This is a genomic window from Arthrospiribacter ruber, from assembly GCF_019343195.1.
GTDB lineage: Bacteria > Bacteroidota > Bacteroidia > Cytophagales > Cyclobacteriaceae > Arthrospiribacter > Arthrospiribacter ruber.
The window spans coordinates 52,053-70,021 of sequence record NZ_RPHB01000008.1 but is presented as its reverse complement, the minus strand read 5'-3'; the positions used below and the strand labels follow the sequence as shown (position 1 = coordinate 70,021).

General features: G+C 41.2%; 12 protein-coding genes and 1 riboswitch. Of the genes, 7 read left to right on the top strand and 5 right to left on the bottom strand.

Annotation, left to right across the window (positions count from 1 at the left end):
• Positions 1 to 105: 105 nt before the first annotated feature.
• The gene (locus tag EGN73_RS16535) at positions 106 to 4,434 is read left to right on the top strand and encodes a PAS domain S-box protein (RefSeq protein WP_219292472.1); all 4,329 of its coding nucleotides are present in this window, start codon (positions 106 to 108) and stop codon (positions 4,432 to 4,434) included.
• 66 nt (positions 4,435 to 4,500) lie between these two features.
• Positions 4,501 to 5,808 carry a hypothetical protein gene (locus EGN73_RS16530; RefSeq protein ID WP_219292470.1) on the top strand — a complete coding sequence of 436 codons (1,308 nt, stop codon included), beginning with the start codon at positions 4,501 to 4,503 and terminating at the stop codon, positions 5,806 to 5,808.
• Here EGN73_RS16530 and EGN73_RS16525 read toward each other — a convergent pair.
• Positions 5,805 to 6,359 carry a RidA family protein gene (locus EGN73_RS16525; protein WP_219292468.1) on the bottom strand — a complete coding sequence of 185 codons (555 nt, stop codon included), beginning with the start codon at positions 6,357 to 6,359 and terminating at the stop codon, positions 5,805 to 5,807. The genes EGN73_RS16530 and EGN73_RS16525 overlap by 4 nt on opposite strands.
• A 121-nt stretch (positions 6,360 to 6,480) precedes the next feature.
• Positions 6,481 to 6,580, top strand: a riboswitch (SAM riboswitch).
• 56 nt (positions 6,581 to 6,636) lie between these two features.
• Between EGN73_RS16525 and EGN73_RS16520 the strand changes: the two genes are divergently transcribed.
• The 3 genes from EGN73_RS16520 to metF are packed head-to-tail and all read left to right on the top strand — an operon-like array spanning position 6,637 to position 11,340.
• Positions 6,637 to 7,680: a homocysteine S-methyltransferase family protein gene (locus EGN73_RS16520; RefSeq protein WP_219292466.1), complete on the top strand. Its 1,044-nt coding sequence runs from the start codon at positions 6,637 to 6,639 to the stop codon at positions 7,678 to 7,680.
• On the top strand, positions 7,673 to 10,384 hold the full coding sequence (gene metH / locus EGN73_RS16515) for a methionine synthase (protein ID WP_219292464.1): 2,712 nt from the start codon (positions 7,673 to 7,675) through the stop codon (positions 10,382 to 10,384). Before EGN73_RS16520 ends, metH begins: the two co-directional genes overlap by 8 nt.
• Before the next feature lie 2 nt (positions 10,385 to 10,386).
• Entirely contained in the window at positions 10,387 to 11,340 is a 954-nt protein-coding gene (gene metF, locus EGN73_RS16510) for a methylenetetrahydrofolate reductase [NAD(P)H] (RefSeq protein ID WP_219292462.1), read from the top strand.
• Here the strand turns inward: metF and EGN73_RS16505 are convergent.
• Genes EGN73_RS16505 through EGN73_RS16495 form a run of 3 tightly spaced genes read right to left on the bottom strand, consistent with a single transcriptional unit; the run spans position 11,337 to position 14,741 of the window.
• Positions 11,337 to 12,428 carry a DegT/DnrJ/EryC1/StrS family aminotransferase gene (locus EGN73_RS16505; protein WP_246611630.1) on the bottom strand — a complete coding sequence of 364 codons (1,092 nt, stop codon included), beginning with the start codon at positions 12,426 to 12,428 and terminating at the stop codon, positions 11,337 to 11,339. The genes metF and EGN73_RS16505 overlap by 4 nt on opposite strands.
• Positions 12,409 to 13,722 carry a glycosyltransferase family 4 protein gene (locus EGN73_RS16500; protein WP_219292460.1) on the bottom strand — a complete coding sequence of 438 codons (1,314 nt, stop codon included), beginning with the start codon at positions 13,720 to 13,722 and terminating at the stop codon, positions 12,409 to 12,411. The genes EGN73_RS16505 and EGN73_RS16500 overlap by 20 nt, the downstream gene beginning before the upstream one ends.
• Positions 13,723 to 13,754: 32 nt before the next feature.
• Positions 13,755 to 14,741 carry an aldo/keto reductase gene (locus tag EGN73_RS16495; RefSeq protein WP_219292458.1) on the bottom strand — a complete coding sequence of 329 codons (987 nt, stop codon included), beginning with the start codon at positions 14,739 to 14,741 and terminating at the stop codon, positions 13,755 to 13,757.
• A 72-nt stretch (positions 14,742 to 14,813) separates the two neighbouring features.
• On the opposite strand from EGN73_RS16495, the gene EGN73_RS16490 reads away from it, so the two are divergent.
• Together EGN73_RS16490 and EGN73_RS16485 are read left to right on the top strand one after the other, a co-directional pair.
• Complete coding sequence (locus tag EGN73_RS16490; RefSeq protein WP_219292456.1) at positions 14,814 to 15,203, top strand: Dabb family protein; 390 nt, start codon at positions 14,814 to 14,816, stop codon at positions 15,201 to 15,203.
• Between the two features lie 50 nt (positions 15,204 to 15,253).
• Positions 15,254 to 16,594 carry a S41 family peptidase gene (locus EGN73_RS16485; RefSeq protein ID WP_219292454.1) on the top strand — a complete coding sequence of 447 codons (1,341 nt, stop codon included), beginning with the start codon at positions 15,254 to 15,256 and terminating at the stop codon, positions 16,592 to 16,594.
• 349 nt (positions 16,595 to 16,943) lie between these two features.
• Here the strand turns inward: EGN73_RS16485 and EGN73_RS16480 are convergent, their stop codons facing one another.
• Positions 16,944 to 17,768, bottom strand: a complete 825-nt coding sequence (locus EGN73_RS16480; protein ID WP_219292452.1) for an alpha/beta fold hydrolase — start codon at positions 17,766 to 17,768, stop codon at positions 16,944 to 16,946.
• Positions 17,769 to 17,969 lie beyond the last annotated feature (201 nt).

Sequence of the window (17,969 nt, the reverse complement as noted above, 5' to 3'; positions counted from 1 at the left end):
ATTTAGTGTTATGGATTTACGATGAATATAATTAGATTGCTAGCCAATGATTGCCCTAAATAAAACCATAAATATTTAAACCTCCACTTAGTTTTACAGGACTGCATGGCGTATTTTGAGAAATTAGATATTTCTGTTTTCAGTTTTTTTGATGAAGTACAGGACCCCATGATGGTTTTTAGCGAGGATCAGATCGTGTTTGTAAACAAATATTGGCTGGATCATTTTGCTTTTGGCTTTAATAAATGGCAGGAATTTGTGAACAGTGGGGCGAGCCAAAATGAACTTTACCGTTTTTTTATGAGCGGTGAGTCTCCCAAAACTGATTTTCTCAGGACACTTAAGGACTACAATGGCATATTAAGGAAGTTTCACTGGAGTTTTGTGAACCTCTCTTCCAATACGGATGTGCGATATTGTCTTGCCAAAGGAAAACCGCATATTCCGCTGAGTGCGTTTATGGATGTTAATATGCAGCAATCACTCATTCATGAATCTCAGCAGGAGTTGGGTTTTGTCAAAACCATCTTAAGAAATAGCCATGATATCCTAGTCATAATTGACGAAGAAGGGATTTTTAAGTTTATAAGTGCAGCGGCAATAGATAAGCTCGGAACCAAACCTGAGCGGATTATAGGAAAATCACTGGTAGAATTTGTGGAGGAAGGTACCATTGAATTTGTCAGGGGAAATTTTGAACAACTGAAGCAGGCCAAAGATGAAATTCAGATAGATTTTTGGTTGACCAAACTTGACGGAACCAGGATTTTTCTGGAAAGCTATGCCAAAAACCTTAGGGAAGAGCCTAATATAGAAGGCTTTTTGATAAGTGCCAGGGAGGTGACTGATTATTATCTTGCCAAAAAGTCCCTTCAGAAAAGGTATGACCTTGAGATTTTGATCAATCAGATTTCTGCCCGTTTTGTAAATGCAGATATCAACAGGCTGGATTCGGTTTTCAACCTTTCTTTGAAAATGCTTGGAGATTTTGAACAAGCCGACAGGGCATATATTTTTTTGGTGCACGACGATTTGGGTTTATTGGAGTATGCCTATGAATGGACAAATGATGGAATAGAACCTCAAATCAGTTACATCAAGCACATTCCCATAGATGAAGATTCCATGACGATGAGGGAATTGAGGAAATCGGAAATCCTCATTATCCCGGATGTAGATATGATGGATGAGAGCTTTGCCCATGAGCGTGAAGTCTACAAACAGCAGGGGATCCTATCTGTCATTCTTATTCCTATTTTTTCAGAAAATAGGTTGATCGGTTTTTTTGGCTTGGATGCTGTCAACCAAAAGAGAGATTGGCATGAAAAGGATGAATATGTACTGAGGCAGCTAGGTGATATTTATGCAGGAAGTTTTATCAACAGAGCCATCCGGAAAAGTCTGGACAGGAATGAAAGGCTTTTGGAAAGTACGGAGATTCTGGCGAAAGCAGGTTCCTGGCGACTCAGCAATTCCAAAAACCTGATCTATTTTTCCAAAGGATTCAATAAGATTTTTGATTTGGACGAAAGTATCAATGCTGCCAGTGCAAAGGTATTGTTAAAGAGACTTTCCCAGCCTCAGATTCGGCATGTCCTTGAAAATGCCAAAATAGCCAAATCGACCAAATCAGCGACTTCAGGTGAATTTAGTATTACGGCTTTGGATGGTAAAGAAAAGTACATTTCCTACAGTATTCAGGTAAGAGATATAGATGAGTCCGGAGAAGTTGAGGTTTACGGTTATTGCTCTGATATCACACATAAAAGGGACGCGGAAAATTACCTCAAGTTACAGTCTCAGATTTTGGCCCAAGTGGATGACCCGATTTTTGTAACTGACAACAATTGGAACATCCTTTACATGAACCGGGCAGCCAAAAATGAATGTAGGCTCAAAACAACGGAGTATTTTTCAGGGAAGATTTTTGACCTCTTTGAGTTTTTGAGTTCGGAAAATGTAAATGTCAAAAAATCACTTCAAAAACTGAAGCTGACCAAGGTCTATAAGAAAGAGCTCAACCTGAAATCCAGGGATGGTATAGTTCAGCCTTATGAAGTTTCCGTGCAGGCGTTTATGAATGACGAGCAGGTCAAGATAGGCTATTCCTTTGTCATCCGGAATCTTTCCATTTTGCATAAGCAGGAAGTTTTGGCAAAAAGGGCAAAAATGGTAGTGGAAAACAGCCCCGCAGTACTCTTTACAGTAGATCCAAATGATAACTTTAAGTTTGTCTATGTGTCAGAAAACATCCGTCAATTTGGCTATGATGCAGATGACCTTATTCAGAAGCAGGTTAGCATCATGGATTTGATACATCCTGATGATGCAGAAGAGCTACTGCAAGAGCATTTTTACAATAAAAAGAAAGAAGGTATTCCTGCATATTCGGGAGAATACCGTATGAGAAGAAAGGATGGTTCTTATCGATGGGTGGAAGACAAATCCAGTGAAATATTGGATGATCAGGGCAATATTCTTCTACATGAAGGACTCATCCAGGATATTACAGAGAGAAAAAAATCCAGAGAGGAAATATTAAGAAGCCAATCCAGGTACAGGGTTTTGGCCTCGAATATCCCATTGACATCTGTTTTCCTGATAGATAGAGACCTCAAGTACATAGTGGCAGAAGGAACTACACTTTCGGCGTGGGGAATGACCCCCAAAGATTTTGAAGGGAAGAACTTGGCTGAAGTGCACACTAAAAATCTTAAGGAAATCCAACCTGCTGTGACAAGGGCCCTTTTGAAAAAGGAAATAGTCCAGAAGAATATGACCTACAGAAAAAGGGTGTATGAGATGACTATCCGCCCGATTTTTTACGGGGGAGAAGTAGAATATGCTTTGGGTATCCTTCGTGACATTAATGAGGAATATGAAGCAAAAGTAAACTTAAAAAAGAACGAAGAAAAATACAGAAAGCTGGTAGAAGAGTCTACAGAGATTATATTTTCAATCAATCTGGACTTGGAGTTTACCTATGTTTCGCCCAATGTCAAGCAGTTTTTAGGATATGAGGTTGAGGAAGTCATCAATAAGAACCTGATCCACTTTTTAAACCTGGAGGATAATTCGGGCATGGAGGAATTCAAAAAGGACAGGATTAAATTTTTGAAAGAAAACCAATACTTAGAGTTCAAACTGAAAAGAAAAGATGGAGAAAATAGGATATTCAGCACCAATGGTAGGTTGATAGAAACAGAAAGGGGAGAGTTGTTTTATAATGGTATCGCAAGGGACATTACCAAACTGCGAAAAGCCCAAAAGGAACTGTACCTGGCAAAAGAAAAAGCAGAACAGGCGTCAATGGTGAAGTCACAGTTTTTGTCCATAATGAGCCATGAAATCAGAACTCCTATGAATGCGGTGATAGGAATGTCACACCTTCTTTTAGAAGATAATCCACGTCCGGACCAAATGGAAAATCTGAAAACTCTTCAGTTTTCGGCTGAAAATCTACTTGGACTGATCAATGATATATTGGATTACACAAAAATAGACTCGGGAAAAGTGGAGCTGGAAAACGTTTCGTTTGAGCTCAAAAATGTCATTAACAGAATCATTCATTCTTACTCTTACCAGGCAAGGGAGAAGTCCTTGGATATCAAATTCGAGTTTGATGAGCGTATTCCCCATAAGATCCTGGGAGACCCAGTTCGATTGGGACAAGTTATAAATAACCTGGTTTCGAATGCTATCAAATTTACAGAAAGGGGTTTTGTAAGGATCAAGCTCAGCTTGTTGGAAGAATACCCGGAAAAAGTCAAAGTAAAATTTGATTTTGAAGATACCGGTATAGGTATTCCAGAAGAGAAGTTGGAAACGATATTTGAGGCTTTTACACAGGCAAGTGCCGAAACTACCCGCAAGTTTGGTGGCACAGGACTGGGCTTGGCAATCGTAAAGCGTTTGGTACAGCTTTTCGATTCCGAAATTCTAGCCTCCAAAAGAGTAGGTGGCGGAAGTATATTCTCCTTTACAGTGGATTTTGACAAAGTAGAAAAAAATAAAAATGTTGTCCTCCAAAACAATGGGGAAGTAGTCCGTAACCTAGCAAAAGCAAAAATACTGGTAGCAGAAGATAACCTGGTCAATCAGATCATGATCAAAAAATTCCTCAACAGATGGGGTGTAGGTCACGTTTGTATCGCAGAAGATGGGTTACAGGCCATTCAAGCTTTTGATGAAGGAGATTTTCACCTTGTACTTTTGGACCTTCAGATGCCGCATGTAGATGGGTTTGAGGTGGCCGAGCATATTAGGAATGTTGAGAATCCTCAGAAAAAGTCCACTCCGGTCATAGCCCTTACAGCTTCCTCACTCATTGATGTCAAAGATCAGCTGGAAGAAGTAGGGATGGATGACTTTATTCCCAAGCCGTTTAACCCTGATAACCTTTATTCCAAAATCATCAAATACCTCAGAATGTAACTATTTTTTTTATTTCCTGTATGCAATCCTAGGTTTAGCCTTATTTTTGATTCGGCAATGAAAATTATGAGATTACCGGCACTGATTCTGTTTTTAGTATTGTTTTCCCAACTTGCTTATGGGCAATTGGAAAGGGCTACCCGATCATCTATGTATGTCAACTTTGGAAGGACTGGAGCCAACCTCAGGGAATTCAATGAGATGTTGGATAATAAGGGATTGAGTCCTATGAGGAAGAGCTATTCCAATTTTGGCTTTGGTTACCAAACCCGCTTCAATGACTTTATTCTGGGTATGGAGGTTTTGCAAAATTCCGGGCCAAGCTCCCTGTTCAATGGATATGAAATTGATTATCGTTCTACCCGAGTGATGCTCAATGTTGGCTTTGCTTTTACAGAAGAGGGGCCATTTCAATTGATTCATTATATGGCGATAGGCTCTGGTGCATTGACCTTTCAGATGTTGAGGGATCATCAGTTCAATTCCATAGACAGGTTTTTGCAGGAACCGCAGCAAGGGTATATCCTCAAGGATGGCAACACCCACAGAAGTTCACTCAATCTGAGAGGATTTCTTACAGAAATAGGTTTTCATACCAGTTATGATTTTCCTATCCCCGGGAGAGATGAGTCTTTGGAGATTTTGGCAAGGTTTGGTTATGCCTTTAGTCCTTTCGAAGAATCTTGGGATTTGAACGGGGTTAATTTTGGTGCTGCCCAGGCAGGTGCTTTCTTCAGAATAGGGGCAGGGATTACCCTTCCTGACCATAATTTCTTTTACCGTGATGCTTCTATAGGTGCGCATTTGATCTATGGTATGCACTTCACTACACCTGATGCACTGAATAATAACCTTGTAGAAAATGATCTTGAGCCTTTTTCAGGTCGCCCAAATAACTGGGGATTGAAAGTACAGGGATTCAATAGGGCATTACTTTACGGAGTCGACATTTATAATCTTGGCCTTTCTGGTCCTGCCAATGCCAATATGGACCATACCCTCAACAGCGTAAGGGTGTATGCCAATGCCGGAAAGATCCTTTTTGATATGAGAAATTTTGAAATTGGGGTACTGGGTGGTTTGGGTTATGGAAATGTCAGATACACACTCAATTCTATCAGAAAACCTGACTTTCCAAGTCTTTTTGAAGAGCCTGATTTTGATGGTTTTGTTCGCGCCAGAGGACTTATGGGAAAACCCGAACTTATGTTCACTTATGCCATTCCTACCAATAGAGGTAACTTCTATGATGTGGTTTTGGGAGTTCACGGTGGATACGAGCTGCCATTGACCTCCTACAGCTTTTTTGATTTGCCCATGTTTCGCTATATGGCCAACCCCTATCTCCAGTTTTCTGTAGGAATCAGGCCTTAATCCTCGACTTCCACTATCAATTCTATCTCAACAGCAATGTCCATGGGTAAGGCATTCATTCCGACTGCAGATCGGGCATGCTTTCCTTTTTCACCAAAAACTTCTACCATCAGATCTGAAAACCCATTGATGACTTGTGGCTGATCTTTGAAATCCCCTTCACAGTTCACCATGCCAAGTACTTTTACGATCCGCTTGACTTTGTTGAGGTCTCCCAATTCTGCTTTGAGGACAGCCAGTTGCGCCAATCCAACAAGCCTGGCAGCGTCTTTTCCCTCCTCTATGCTCAGATCTTTTCCGACTTTGCCGGTCACATAGCTACCATCAACAAGCCCCGGACCTTTGCCGGCCAAAAAGAGTATATTCCCTGTTCTCACAGCATTGACATAATTGGCAACTGGGGCACTTGGAGTTGGAAGGCTGATTCCTAATTCTTTTAAACGCTCCTCTGCATTCCAGTCGTCAGAAGAAATTGCTTGGTTTTGTTCTGTGGTTCCTGATTGGCAACTTAAGCAGATCAGGAGAATGAGGATGTTACTAATCTTTTTCATTTTTCTAAATTAATGTCTGAATTGTTAATTCAAAGGCTGATTTCTTTTAAAATTGGCAATAAAAGCTGAAGAAATTTGGAAAAACTTGACATATTTCACCTCAAAAGCTTACATTTGAAGCTGCTTATCGAGAAAGACTGAGGGAAGGGCCCTTTGACGTCTTAGCAACCTGTCATCAAGGTGCTAACTCCCATTCCGGAAATGCCGGAAAAAGATGAGCGAAAGAGTTTTTCTTTTTCGACAGCTGGTCTCGCATAAGCTTTTTAATATTTAGACAATGAACAGAAGCGAGCTATTAATCCAATCATCCAAAGAAAGAATTCTGATCCTAGATGGAGCGATGGGTACTATGATCCAAAGGTACAAGCTTAGTGAGGAAGATTTCCGGACGGAGGCTTTGAAGGATCACCCTAAATCCCTAAAAGGGAACAATGATCTCCTTTCACTTTCCCGCCCTGAGATTATCAAAGCCATACACGCAGCGTATCTTGATGCAGGAGCGGATATAGTAGAGACCAATACATTCAGTGGTACGACCATCGCCCAGGAGGATTATGGGCTGGCACATTTGGCATATGCGATCAATTTTGAATCCGCTAAAATAGCCCGTGAAGTAACAGATGCCTATACTGAGAAAAATCCTGCAAAACCAAGGTTTGTGGCCGGAGCTATCGGTCCTACCAACAGAACTGCCTCCATATCTCCTGATGTCAACGATCCCGGATACAGGGCCATCACTTTTGACCAACTGTCAGAGGCATATCAAGAGCAGGTACAGGGATTATTGGATGGAGGAGCAGATATTCTTCTGGTAGAGACCATATTTGATACCCTCAATGCCAAAGCGGCATTGTTTGCCATACAGGAAGTTTTCGAACAAAGAGGTATTCCACTTAATCCCGAAGAAGGAGGTGTTCCGGTGATGATTTCCGGAACAATCACAGATGCATCAGGAAGGACACTCTCTGGGCAGACGACCGAAGCTTTTTTGATATCCGTTTCCCATGTCCCTTTGTTTAGCATAGGACTTAACTGCGCATTGGGTGCCAAAGAACTGAGACCATACCTCAAGGTGCTGTCAGATAATGCACCGTTTCTGGTGTCAGCCTATCCGAATGCTGGACTGCCAAATGAGTTTGGGCAATACGATCAGGATGCCGATGAAATGGCAGGACAGATAGAGGATTTCCTTAAAGAGGGTTTTGTGAATATTCTCGGGGGCTGTTGTGGTACCACCCCCGAACACATTGCGGCCATTGCAAAGGCAGCTTCAAAGTATAGGCCCAGAGCCGTAGAATTCGAATCGATAGGAGATGAGTAAAATCCAGAAACACAAAACACTCAAGCTTTCGGGATTGGAACCTTTGGTTTTCACGCCTGAGATCAATTTTGTAAATGTAGGGGAAAGGACAAATGTCACCGGATCCAAAAAATTTGCCCGCCTGATTCTCAACGGTCAATATGATGAGGCCTTGGAAGTGGCTTTGGATCAGGTGAGAGGAGGAGCGCAGGTATTGGACGTCTGTATGGATGAGGGCATGCTGGACGGCGTAGCCGCCATGACCAAATTCCTTAACTTGATTGCCTCTGAACCTGAAATCAGCCGGATCCCCATTATGATTGACAGCTCGAGATGGGAGATCATTCTAGCTGGGCTGAAATGTGTACAGGGTAAGGGAATAGTCAACTCCATTTCTTTAAAAAACGGAGAAGAGGAATTTATTCAACAGGCCAAAACCATCAAGAAATTTGGAGCGGCAGTTGTTGTTATGGCCTTTGATGAGCAGGGACAGGCAGATACCTACCAAAGAAGAGTGGATATCTGTAAAAGGAGTTATGATATTCTTGTACAGCAGGTCAAGTTCAATCCACAGGATATCATTTTTGATCCCAATATCTTTCCGGTAGCTACTGGGATGGATGAGCATAGGAAAAATGCCCTTGATTTTTTCCATGCTACACAATGGATCAAGCAAAATCTTCCAGGCGCCAAAGTCAGTGGAGGAGTCAGTAACGTGAGTTTTTCCTTCCGGGGAAATGACACGGTAAGGGAGGCCATGCATGCGGCATTTCTGTACCATGCCATCCGGTATGGAATGGACATGGGTATTGTCAACCCTTCCATGTTGGAAGTATATGATGACATTCCCAAAGACCTGCTCCAAAAAGTAGAAGATGTGTTTTTTGACAGACATGAAAATGCCACAGAAGAACTTTTGGAGTTTGCAGAGACTGTAAAAAAGGCAGGGAAAAAAGAAGTAGCTTCAGAAGCATGGAGAGAAGAGGAGGTAGAGAAAAGAATCGAACATGCCTTGGTAAAAGGGATCATAGATTATGTAATAGAAGATACTGAAGAAGCTCGTCTGAAGTACCAAAGCCCTCTGAAAGTCATCGAGGGCCCTTTGATGGATGGGATGAATGTAGTGGGTGATCTCTTTGGAGAAGGGAAAATGTTTTTGCCTCAAGTAGTCAAGTCCGCCAGGGTGATGAAAAAGTCTGTGGCTTACCTGGAACCTTTTATGCCCAAAGCAGGTGACCTGGACTACAATGAAGAGCAAGGGAGTATCAAAAAGATATTGCTTGCTACCGTCAAAGGAGATGTGCATGACATAGGGAAAAATATCGTTGGAGTCGTATTGGCCTGCAATAGCTACCAGATCATTGATTTGGGGGTGATGGTGGATGCCCAGACAATTATAAATGAAGCAGTAAAAAACAAGGTTGACATCATAGGACTGAGTGGTCTGATTACCCCTTCTTTGGATGAGATGGTGTATGTGGCTTCCGAAATGGAAAGACAAGGATTGAAAATCCCTCTGCTGATCGGTGGAGCCACTACCTCAAGGATCCATACTGCAGTAAAAATTGACCCGGCGTATTCGGGTACAGTTATTCATGTTACAGATGCTTCCAAATCAGTGCCTATAGCGGGAGAAGCAATCAGCGAAGAAACCAGGGAAGCGTATCATTATCAGATCAAAGAAACTTATCGTCAGCTTCGCGTGGAGCATGAAGCCAAGCAGCAGGTGAAGCAGATGGTCTCCTATGAGGAAGCCAAAAATAATCCGGTTTACATTGACTGGGAGAATTATAATCCTGTTAAGCCGAAAGTGTTGGGTTTGACAGAGCTGCAAGAGCTGGATCTGGAAGTTTTGCGCAATTATATAGACTGGACTCCGTTTTTCAGCACTTGGATGCTCAGCGGAAAGTACCCTAAAATTTTGGATGATCCCCAAATCGGAACTGAAGCCCGTAAGCTTTTTGATGACGCCAACAAAATGCTGGATTCAGTGATCTCAGAAGGATGGCTTCAGGCAAAAGCTGTAGTGGGGCTTTTCCCGGTTCAGAGAAATGCTGACGATGTACATGTCCTTGATCTGGAATTTAAGGAGACGGACTTTAGTTTCCACTTTCTCAGGCAACAGGGTAAGAAAGGTAAAGGTGTTCCCAATAGATCATTGGTAGACTACCTGCATCCGCATCAAACAGATTATATGGGTGGCTTTGCGGTGACTGCTGGCTGGGGTATAGAAAGCAAGCTGGAAGAATACAAAAAGAACCATGACGATTACCATGACATTATGTTGAAGGCTTTGGCAGACAGGCTTGCAGAAGCAGGTGCCGAATACCTACATGAACTGGTGAGAAAAGATCTGTGGGGTTATGCTTACAGCGAAAACCTTCATAATGATGAGCTCATAAAAGAAGCTTATCAGGGCATCAGACCTGCACCGGGATATCCGGCTTGTCCGGAGCACTCAGAGAAAAAGACCTTATTTGACCTTCTTCAGGTCGAAAAGCTGACAGGGATATCATTGACGGATAGTTTTGCCATGTATCCTACTTCCTCTGTAAGTGGTTTTTATTTTGCCCATCCTGAGAGTAAATATTTTGGACTTGGAAAAATAGGTGAAGACCAAGTAGGGGACTATGCCCAAAGGAAAGGAATCTCACAAGCCCAGGCCGAAAGGTGGCTTTCTCCTAATCTTGCCTATAATCCATCACTAACTGTACAAGAAAACTGAACATGAAAATCACCCAATATATCAAAGACGCCAAAAAGCCTTTGTTTTCATTTGAAATCCTTCCTCCGCTCAAAGGGCAGAGCTTGAATGATCTTTTGCAAGGAATTGAGCCTCTGATGGAATTTAATCCACCTTTTGTGGATGTGACATATCACAGGGAAGAATTTATTTACAAAAAGCATCCTAATGGGCTTTTGGAAAAAGTGAGTACTAAGAAAAGACCAGGAACAGTCGGGATTTGTGCTGCCATTATGAACAGGTTTAAAGTTGAGGCGGTTCCTCATTTGCTCTGCGGAGGCTTTACCAAGGAAGAAACAGAGAATGCTCTGATCGACCTGAATTTCATAGGTGTACAAAATGTATTGGCACTAAGGGGAGATGCCCCCAAGAATGAAGGAAAGTTTGTCCCTGAACCGGACGGTCATGAGTATACCACTGGATTGGTCAATCAGATAGTTGGAATGAATAATGGGAAATACCTGCATGAAGAAACCGAAACAAGCTTCCATACGGATTTCTGTGTAGGTGTTGCAGGCTATCCCGAAAAGCATTTTGAGGCACCTAGTATGAAATTTGATCTTAAGTTTTTGAAGGAAAAAGTGGATGCAGGTGCAGAATACATCGTTACACAAATGTTTTTTGACAATCAAAAGTATTTTGATTTTGTGGACAAAGTCCGTGCGATCGGAATTGAGGTTCCAATTATTCCGGGATTGAAGCCCATCACTACTTTAGGTCAGATTACCATGTTGCCAAGGACTTTCTTTCTGGACCTTCCTGATGATCTTTTGGATGAATTGGTAAAGTGTAAATCCAATGCAGATGTCAAGCAGGTCGGGATAGAATGGGCCATAAAGCAAAGTAAGGAACTTATAGAAAACGGTGCTCCGGTTTTACATTATTATACTATGAGTAAAGCGGATACCACATATAAGATTGCTAAGGAGATTTTCTAAGAATTGAAAAACCTGCGGATTGTATCGGAGACAAAGACTACCTCTTTTTCATCTAAAAATGGATTCAAGGGAAGTGAAAGCGTTTGCTGACTGATACTTTTGGCAACGGGATAATCTCCATCATCTTTATAAGGATCCATTTCTGGAATAATTTTGGGATAGTGAACTGCGGTTCCTATCCCTTTTTGTTTTAGGAAAGGTTTGAGTTTGTCTCTTTCCGGAGTTTGAATCGTGAAGAGGTGAAGATTATGGCTTCTTTCATGGCAATTACTGGGCAAGGCCAAGTCGCTAAGACCTGATAATTTATCCAAATAGATTTGGGCATAGTTTTTTCGCAAATATTGCCAATGATCAAAATGGTCTAGAAATATATTTAAAAATGCCGCCTGTAAACTGTCGATTCTGGCATTTTTACCAATGATATCATGCACATCCCTTGAACTTTGGCCATGATTGATCATTCTCTTTGCCTGCTCTAGCAGGTTTTGATCTTTTAGAACCAAACCTCCTGCCTCACCCAAGGCCCCAAGATTTTTGGTAGGGTAAAAACTGAAACAGCCGACATTTCCCCAAGTTCCTGCAGCTTTTCCGTACAGAGTAGAACCGAATCCTTGGGCATTGTCTTCAATAACCTTGACAGAATTTTTATTGGCCCATGAACAAAGCTTTTCCATATCTACCATTTTTCCGTAAAGATGTACTGGGATTACAGCTTTTAATTGGTCTGAAGTGGTCTTTTGAAGTTTTTCTAAATCTATTAGACCATCTGGGTCCGTATCGACAAAAACTATATCAGCGCCTAATATTTTGACTACTTCGGCTGTAGAGACCCAGGTCAATGCAGGAACTGCAACCTTATCACCAGGCCCGATCTGCAAAAGTCTTAAGGCTATTTCCAATGCATCTGTTCCATTGGAACAGGCAAGGAAATCAGGACAGTCTAACCTTTGGGCCATCTTTTTTTCAAAATTTTCTACTTCTTTTCCTCCCGAAAAAACCCCGGAGTGGAGCATGGAGCTGAATTTATTCTCCAGCTTTATTTTTACATCTACAGGGATTCTTTGAAGATCAAGAAATGGGATGTTCATAATTATCAAGAAGTTTTGCCAAAACAGCTGTGAGATTTTTTCTGGAGTAGGAATTGATTTTATCAGATCGTTCGAATGAACTTTTGGATCTGAATTCCTCCAAAAATTCCCGGATTCCCTTTGAATCATGGTGCTTAAATACTCTGCCTGAACCTGCTTTTTGCAGAATTTCCGCACTGTCCCCCGTAGGATCTCCTAAGGCAATAATGGGTCTACCTGTAGCCATATATTCAAATAATTTTCCGGGAATGTTACCTTTGGCGTTTTTGCTATCTGTCAAAATCAGCAAAAGCAGGTGTGATCGCTTATAAAAGTCAAAGACTTCTTTGTGACTGACATAACCTTCAAAAATTATATGTTTATTGAGCCAGGAGTCAGATTCTACGTATTTGACTACCTCATCGGAAACCTTACCCACAAAGCGCAATTTTACCTGATCAGTAGATGTTTCAAAGCATTGTTTCAATGCCTGAAGAAATGGGCTTGGATTCCGTATAGAATCAATGACACCTGTGTAAAGGATCTCCAGTGCATCACTTTTCAAATCCTGATTTTTGAAAAAATCAACAGGAAAATCCGAAGAGTCAAATCCATTGGTCAGCAATTGGATCTTCCGATTGTGTATCTGGATGAACTCATTTTGGAAAGTAGGGGAGATGGTCAATATTTCATCTGCTTCCTTTAATACATTCAATTCCAATTGCTCGTGTTTTTTTCTGACAAAATCTGTCATCGGAAGGGTGTCAAGAAACTCCCATTTGCTCCATGGATCTCTGAAATCGGCAAACCAGGGAATACCTGTTAGTTTCTTCAGCTTGAGACCAATCAGGTGCATGCTATGAGGCGGTCCTGTGGTAATGATGCAATGGAACTGGTTTTTGTCAATTAAATCTTTTAGAAAATTGACTGCCGGTTTCACCCAAAATACCCTTGGATCCGGCACTAGCAGATTGGCTCTGGCCCAAAGCCCTAATTTGTCTGTCAAGGTTGGGTTTTCCTTTTCAAGAATTTTTGAAGGCTGGCTTTTTTTATCTCTTTTCAAAGATCTGAAAATCCCATAAGGTTCCCAAATGGGGAATTTCAGAACTTCTATTTCTGGCCCGATTTCTTGTTCCAAACTCTGATCCTGAAGATCAAAATCAGGATTTTCGGGGGTGAAAATCACAGGTTCCCAACCAAATTCGGGAAGGTATTTTGCAAATTTCAGCCATCGCTGTACACCGGAACCTGCCGAGGGCGGCCAGTAGTAGGTGATGATCAGAACACGTTTCCGCACTTTCGAAGCAAGTTCCATTGATGCTTAATTTTGCTGATGTAAAAACAGAATTACCACTGCGGGTGGATTTCGGTTCTGAAATATTTGTCGTAAACAGCCTTTACTTTTGCCATTTTTTCCGGGCTGATTTCAAGAAGGTCTATAGCAGCAACATTGCTGATTACCTGTGAGCTTTTGGATGCACCCGGTATAACAGTGCTTACTGCCGGGAACATAAGCACCCATTTGATTGCCCATTTGGCCAGACTCTCATTTCCGGAATAGATGTCTTTTAATTCCTCCACTGCATCCAATCCTTTTTGATAATCTATCCCTGAGAATGTTTCGCCCTTATCAAAAGCCTCTCCTTTCCTATTGAAAGTTCTGTGGTCTTCTTTGTCAAATGATGAAGTAGCTGTCAATTTTCCTGTCAAAAGTCCACTGGCCAAAGGTACTCTTGCGATGATACCGAAGTTTTTGATATCAGGTAATACAAAAAGTTCCTCTGCAGGTTTATGCCTGAACATGTTAAAGATGATCTGAATACTAGACACTACCTCGTAATTCATAGCAGTCTTTGCTTCCGCTACTTTTTCCACACTCACGCCCATGGCCTGTATTTTTCCTTCGCTGATCAAATCTTCAAAAAGCCCGAAAATCTCCTCTCTTTCATAAACAGGACTTGGAGGACAATGCAGCTGAATCAGGTCTATAGTGTCAAGCCCAAGATTTTTGAGTGAGGCCTCCACATATGCCCTGAGTACTTTCGGTGTATATCCTTCGTTGATATGTGGATTGATCTGTCTACCGCATTTTGTTGCTACAAATATTTTTTCAGATCTTTCTTTGACTACTTTTCCAACAGCTGCCTCACTGAGTCCTGCATCATAGACATCCGCTGTATCTATAAAATTGACACCATGATCCAAAGCCGTGTGAATGATCTGGGATGCAGCTTTGTGGTCAAAAGTGCCACCCCAACCACCCCCAACTTGCCATGTTCCCAAAGCAACCTCTGACACATCCCACCCTGTTTTTCCGAATTTTCTAAATTTCATTATTTATGGAGCTAAGTAAAATTTTAGGAAGCAATTTAAATCTTTATATTTAAAGCCTTTAATGATAGCACTATGAAATCAAGAAGAAAATTTCTACAAACCTTGACCGTTGCAGGTGCAGCGGCCACTTTACCTATTAATCTTATGGCACAACAAAACAGCAAACAAAAATTGATTCATCAGGTTTTCTTTTGGTTAAATTCTGGGGTAGATGTCCAGGATTTTATCAAAGAAGCGAAAGAACTTGGAAAATGTAAAACAGTGGACAAGTTCTACATAGGTACTCCTGCCCCTACAGAAGCAAGAGATGTAGTAGATCACAGTTATCAGGTAGCTTGTACGCTGTTCTTTGACAGTCTTGCTGATCAGGATGAGTATCAGGTTGACCCTAAGCACCTTGCATTTATAGAGAAAAACTCCTCAAAATGGGCCTCTGTCAAGGTGTATGATTTCCTGATATGAACTGATTAAAGCATTGATTACGTTTATATCAATACAATTAATATTCGAACATGAGTAAATTCCGCTTTCCCCTTTGGAACCTGGTCTTGGCTATATCGCTGATTTTGGTTTCCTGTAATCCTGAGGATGATGATGTCAACCCGGGCAAAGTCCAAAATGAAGTTCATAAAGCCATTTATGATGTAATGAGTGATTGGTATCTTTGGAACCTGAATATGCCGACCAATGTCGATTTTTCGGGAACGATGAGCAATCAGGAGTTTTTAGAGCAGCTTAGGTATACCCGTCTTGACAGACAAGGCTGGACCTATATTACTACTCAAGAAGCTTTCAGGGCGGCTTTTACCGGACAAGTAACGGGCGTTCATGGATTCAGGATGGGAATGGATCAGGATGAAAGGTTGTTTATCGCTTCTGTTGTCCCTAATGGCCCTGCTGGACAGGATGGTTGGCAAAGAGGTTGGGAAATACTTGAAATCAATGGAAAATCAATCAGTGAATTTAGAACCTCCACAGGATATAGTATTGACACAGGACCAAATGAAGTAGGATTGGCCAATACTTTCAAGTTCAAATTGCCTGATGGCAGTGAAACCAGCAGGACAATTACCAAGCAATCCTTTGCGGCAAAATCCGTAGCATTTGAAGATGTCTATGAAGTTCAAGGTAAAAAGATTGGGTACTGGGTATATGAAAACTTCAGGGCAAGTCCTAATGTAACTCCAACAAGGAGTTTGGAGGTGGAAAGTTCTTTCGAGAAATTTATGTCCGAAGGCATAGATGAGTTGATCATAGACCTTAGATACAATGGTGGAGGTTCTGTGGATGTGGCTTTACAGATCATGAACTACATAGTACCTGCCAGTGCAGATGGAAAGCCTGCATATGTATATCGATATAATGAAAGACAATCTGCCAATAACCGGACTACCAATTTTAGAAAAGCCGGCAGCCTTAGTTTGGATCGTATTGTCGTAATCACATCAAGAGGGTCTGCCTCTGCATCAGAATTGCTTATCAATAGCCTGAGGCCTTATATGAATGTGGTTACTATCGGAGATAATACCTATGGAAAACCTGTGGGACAGTTTCCTCTTTCTTCATTCAGCAGAACACTTGTCGAAAATAATGTGGAAGTAGTTCCTGTTACATTTTCTTTGGCGAATGCCAGAGGAGAGGCTGACTTCTTTGAGGGTTTTAGGCCCAACACTCTTGTGGGAGATGATCTTGCCAGAAACTGGGGAGATGCGGAAGAAGCCAGGTTTGCTTCAGCAATCAATTTTCTGATCAATGGCAATGTTTCTTCCAGAATGATTAGTACTTATTATAGGCCTAAATGGGAAATGATAGACCAATTTAAAGGACTGGAAAAGGAATTTCCGATGTTTTGATGAGACGTGAGAAATGAGACACTAGAAACTAGACACAAGATTGGTGTCTGGGACCTTTGAGGTTTTTAAAACCTCGAAGGTCTGAATCAAGGTAATAAAAATAGAAAATGAGATGAAAAGCGAGAGACGAGATGTGAGACGTGAGATTCGAGACACTAGATACTAGACGCAAGACTCAAGATAGGTTTAAATAAATAAGAAGGGTATTGTAATTGAGGAGGCCTCGTAAATCGTATTTCGTAAATCGTAAATTCAGATAGAGAAGATTTAAGGATCATATTATAATTTGATCAGAAAAACCAGCAGAAGATTTCCTGCTGGTTTTTTAATGGGTTGATTTTCAGTGAATTTACATATTCAAATGAAAAAATCCTATGTTCTCTGATTTTTGCAAATAGGCCAATGTGTCTTCTACAAGGCTGTTGTGTCCACTTTCCAATTCTATATTTTGGAGTTGGGGGATTTTTGAGCTGAACCTGTTTAGATTTTCAGAAGTCACCATTTTGTCAAATTTCCCGGTCACCAATACTACAGGCTGTTCGTGAAGGCGTATCATTTTAATTATTTGACCTAAGTCCGGCTGTAAAGGCTTGAACACATTCCAGGTGAAGTAGACCTGGGCCCTTTTTGTGCGGGTCTGCATTTGGGATTTTACAAATTTGACCAAGCTGTTTTGTAAAAGGCCGAGCTTGTAAAGCAAATCAATGGTCTTGAAAAATCTTTCCGGATGAAATACCACATGTTTAAAAAGCCTGTTAAGCATTCCGGGGAAAGTGGCCATATTGTACCAAAACCCGGTTTTGATCCCATCTGGAGCCATGAGTAAAAGAGACTTGGCATAATTGGGAAAAAGCTCCATACAGATCAGGCTGAATTTGCCTCCCATAGAATAGCCGACCAAGTGAAACTCTTTGAATGATTCTTTGGCCATCAGATGGGCTATTATCAGTCTCCATTCTTCTTTGGTCAACTTGTTGGAAACGGAATTCCAGCTGCTTTCACCATGATAAAAAATATCAATAAAAAGGAAGCTTTGATTTTCTTTCCTGAAAGATAAATAGGGATAGTAGATTTTCCTGTTTTGACCAAAACCATGAAAAAACAGAAAGACTTCAGGCCCTGATCCATGCCTTTCATAAGCCAACCTACCTAATCCAGTTTCCAAAAATTCCATATTGATTGAAATGGCTTTGTCCTAATTACAAAGCTATGGTTTTTAATCTTACAAATTCTTTTGGATGTCCAATTATCTTTGAGACTGTTCGGTATTGAACAAATAAAATTCTGATTTGGACGAAATCGGACACTGGTTCGGTATTTAGTTTGATTGAAGTGAATTAATGATTAAAAAAATTTCTTAAAAAACTCAGGAAAC

Coding starts and splice junctions, on each gene's coding strand:
- EGN73_RS16535 (WP_219292472.1), top strand. CDS start 106: ATGGCGTATTTTGAGAAATTAGATATTTCTGTTTTCAGTTTTTTTGAT.
- EGN73_RS16530 (WP_219292470.1), top strand. CDS start 4,501: ATGAGATTACCGGCACTGATTCTGTTTTTAGTATTGTTTTCCCAACTT.
- EGN73_RS16525 (WP_219292468.1), bottom strand. CDS start 6,359: ATGAAAAAGATTAGTAACATCCTCATTCTCCTGATCTGCTTAAGTTGC.
- EGN73_RS16520 (WP_219292466.1), top strand. CDS start 6,637: ATGAACAGAAGCGAGCTATTAATCCAATCATCCAAAGAAAGAATTCTG.
- metH (WP_219292464.1), top strand. CDS start 7,673: ATGAGTAAAATCCAGAAACACAAAACACTCAAGCTTTCGGGATTGGAA.
- metF (WP_219292462.1), top strand. CDS start 10,387: ATGAAAATCACCCAATATATCAAAGACGCCAAAAAGCCTTTGTTTTCA.
- EGN73_RS16505 (WP_246611630.1), bottom strand. CDS start 12,428: ATGAACATCCCATTTCTTGATCTTCAAAGAATCCCTGTAGATGTAAAA.
- EGN73_RS16500 (WP_219292460.1), bottom strand. CDS start 13,722: ATGGAACTTGCTTCGAAAGTGCGGAAACGTGTTCTGATCATCACCTAC.
- EGN73_RS16495 (WP_219292458.1), bottom strand. CDS start 14,741: ATGAAATTTAGAAAATTCGGAAAAACAGGGTGGGATGTGTCAGAGGTT.
- EGN73_RS16490 (WP_219292456.1), top strand. CDS start 14,814: ATGAAATCAAGAAGAAAATTTCTACAAACCTTGACCGTTGCAGGTGCA.
- EGN73_RS16485 (WP_219292454.1), top strand. CDS start 15,254: ATGAGTAAATTCCGCTTTCCCCTTTGGAACCTGGTCTTGGCTATATCG.
- EGN73_RS16480 (WP_219292452.1), bottom strand. CDS start 17,768: ATGGAATTTTTGGAAACTGGATTAGGTAGGTTGGCTTATGAAAGGCAT.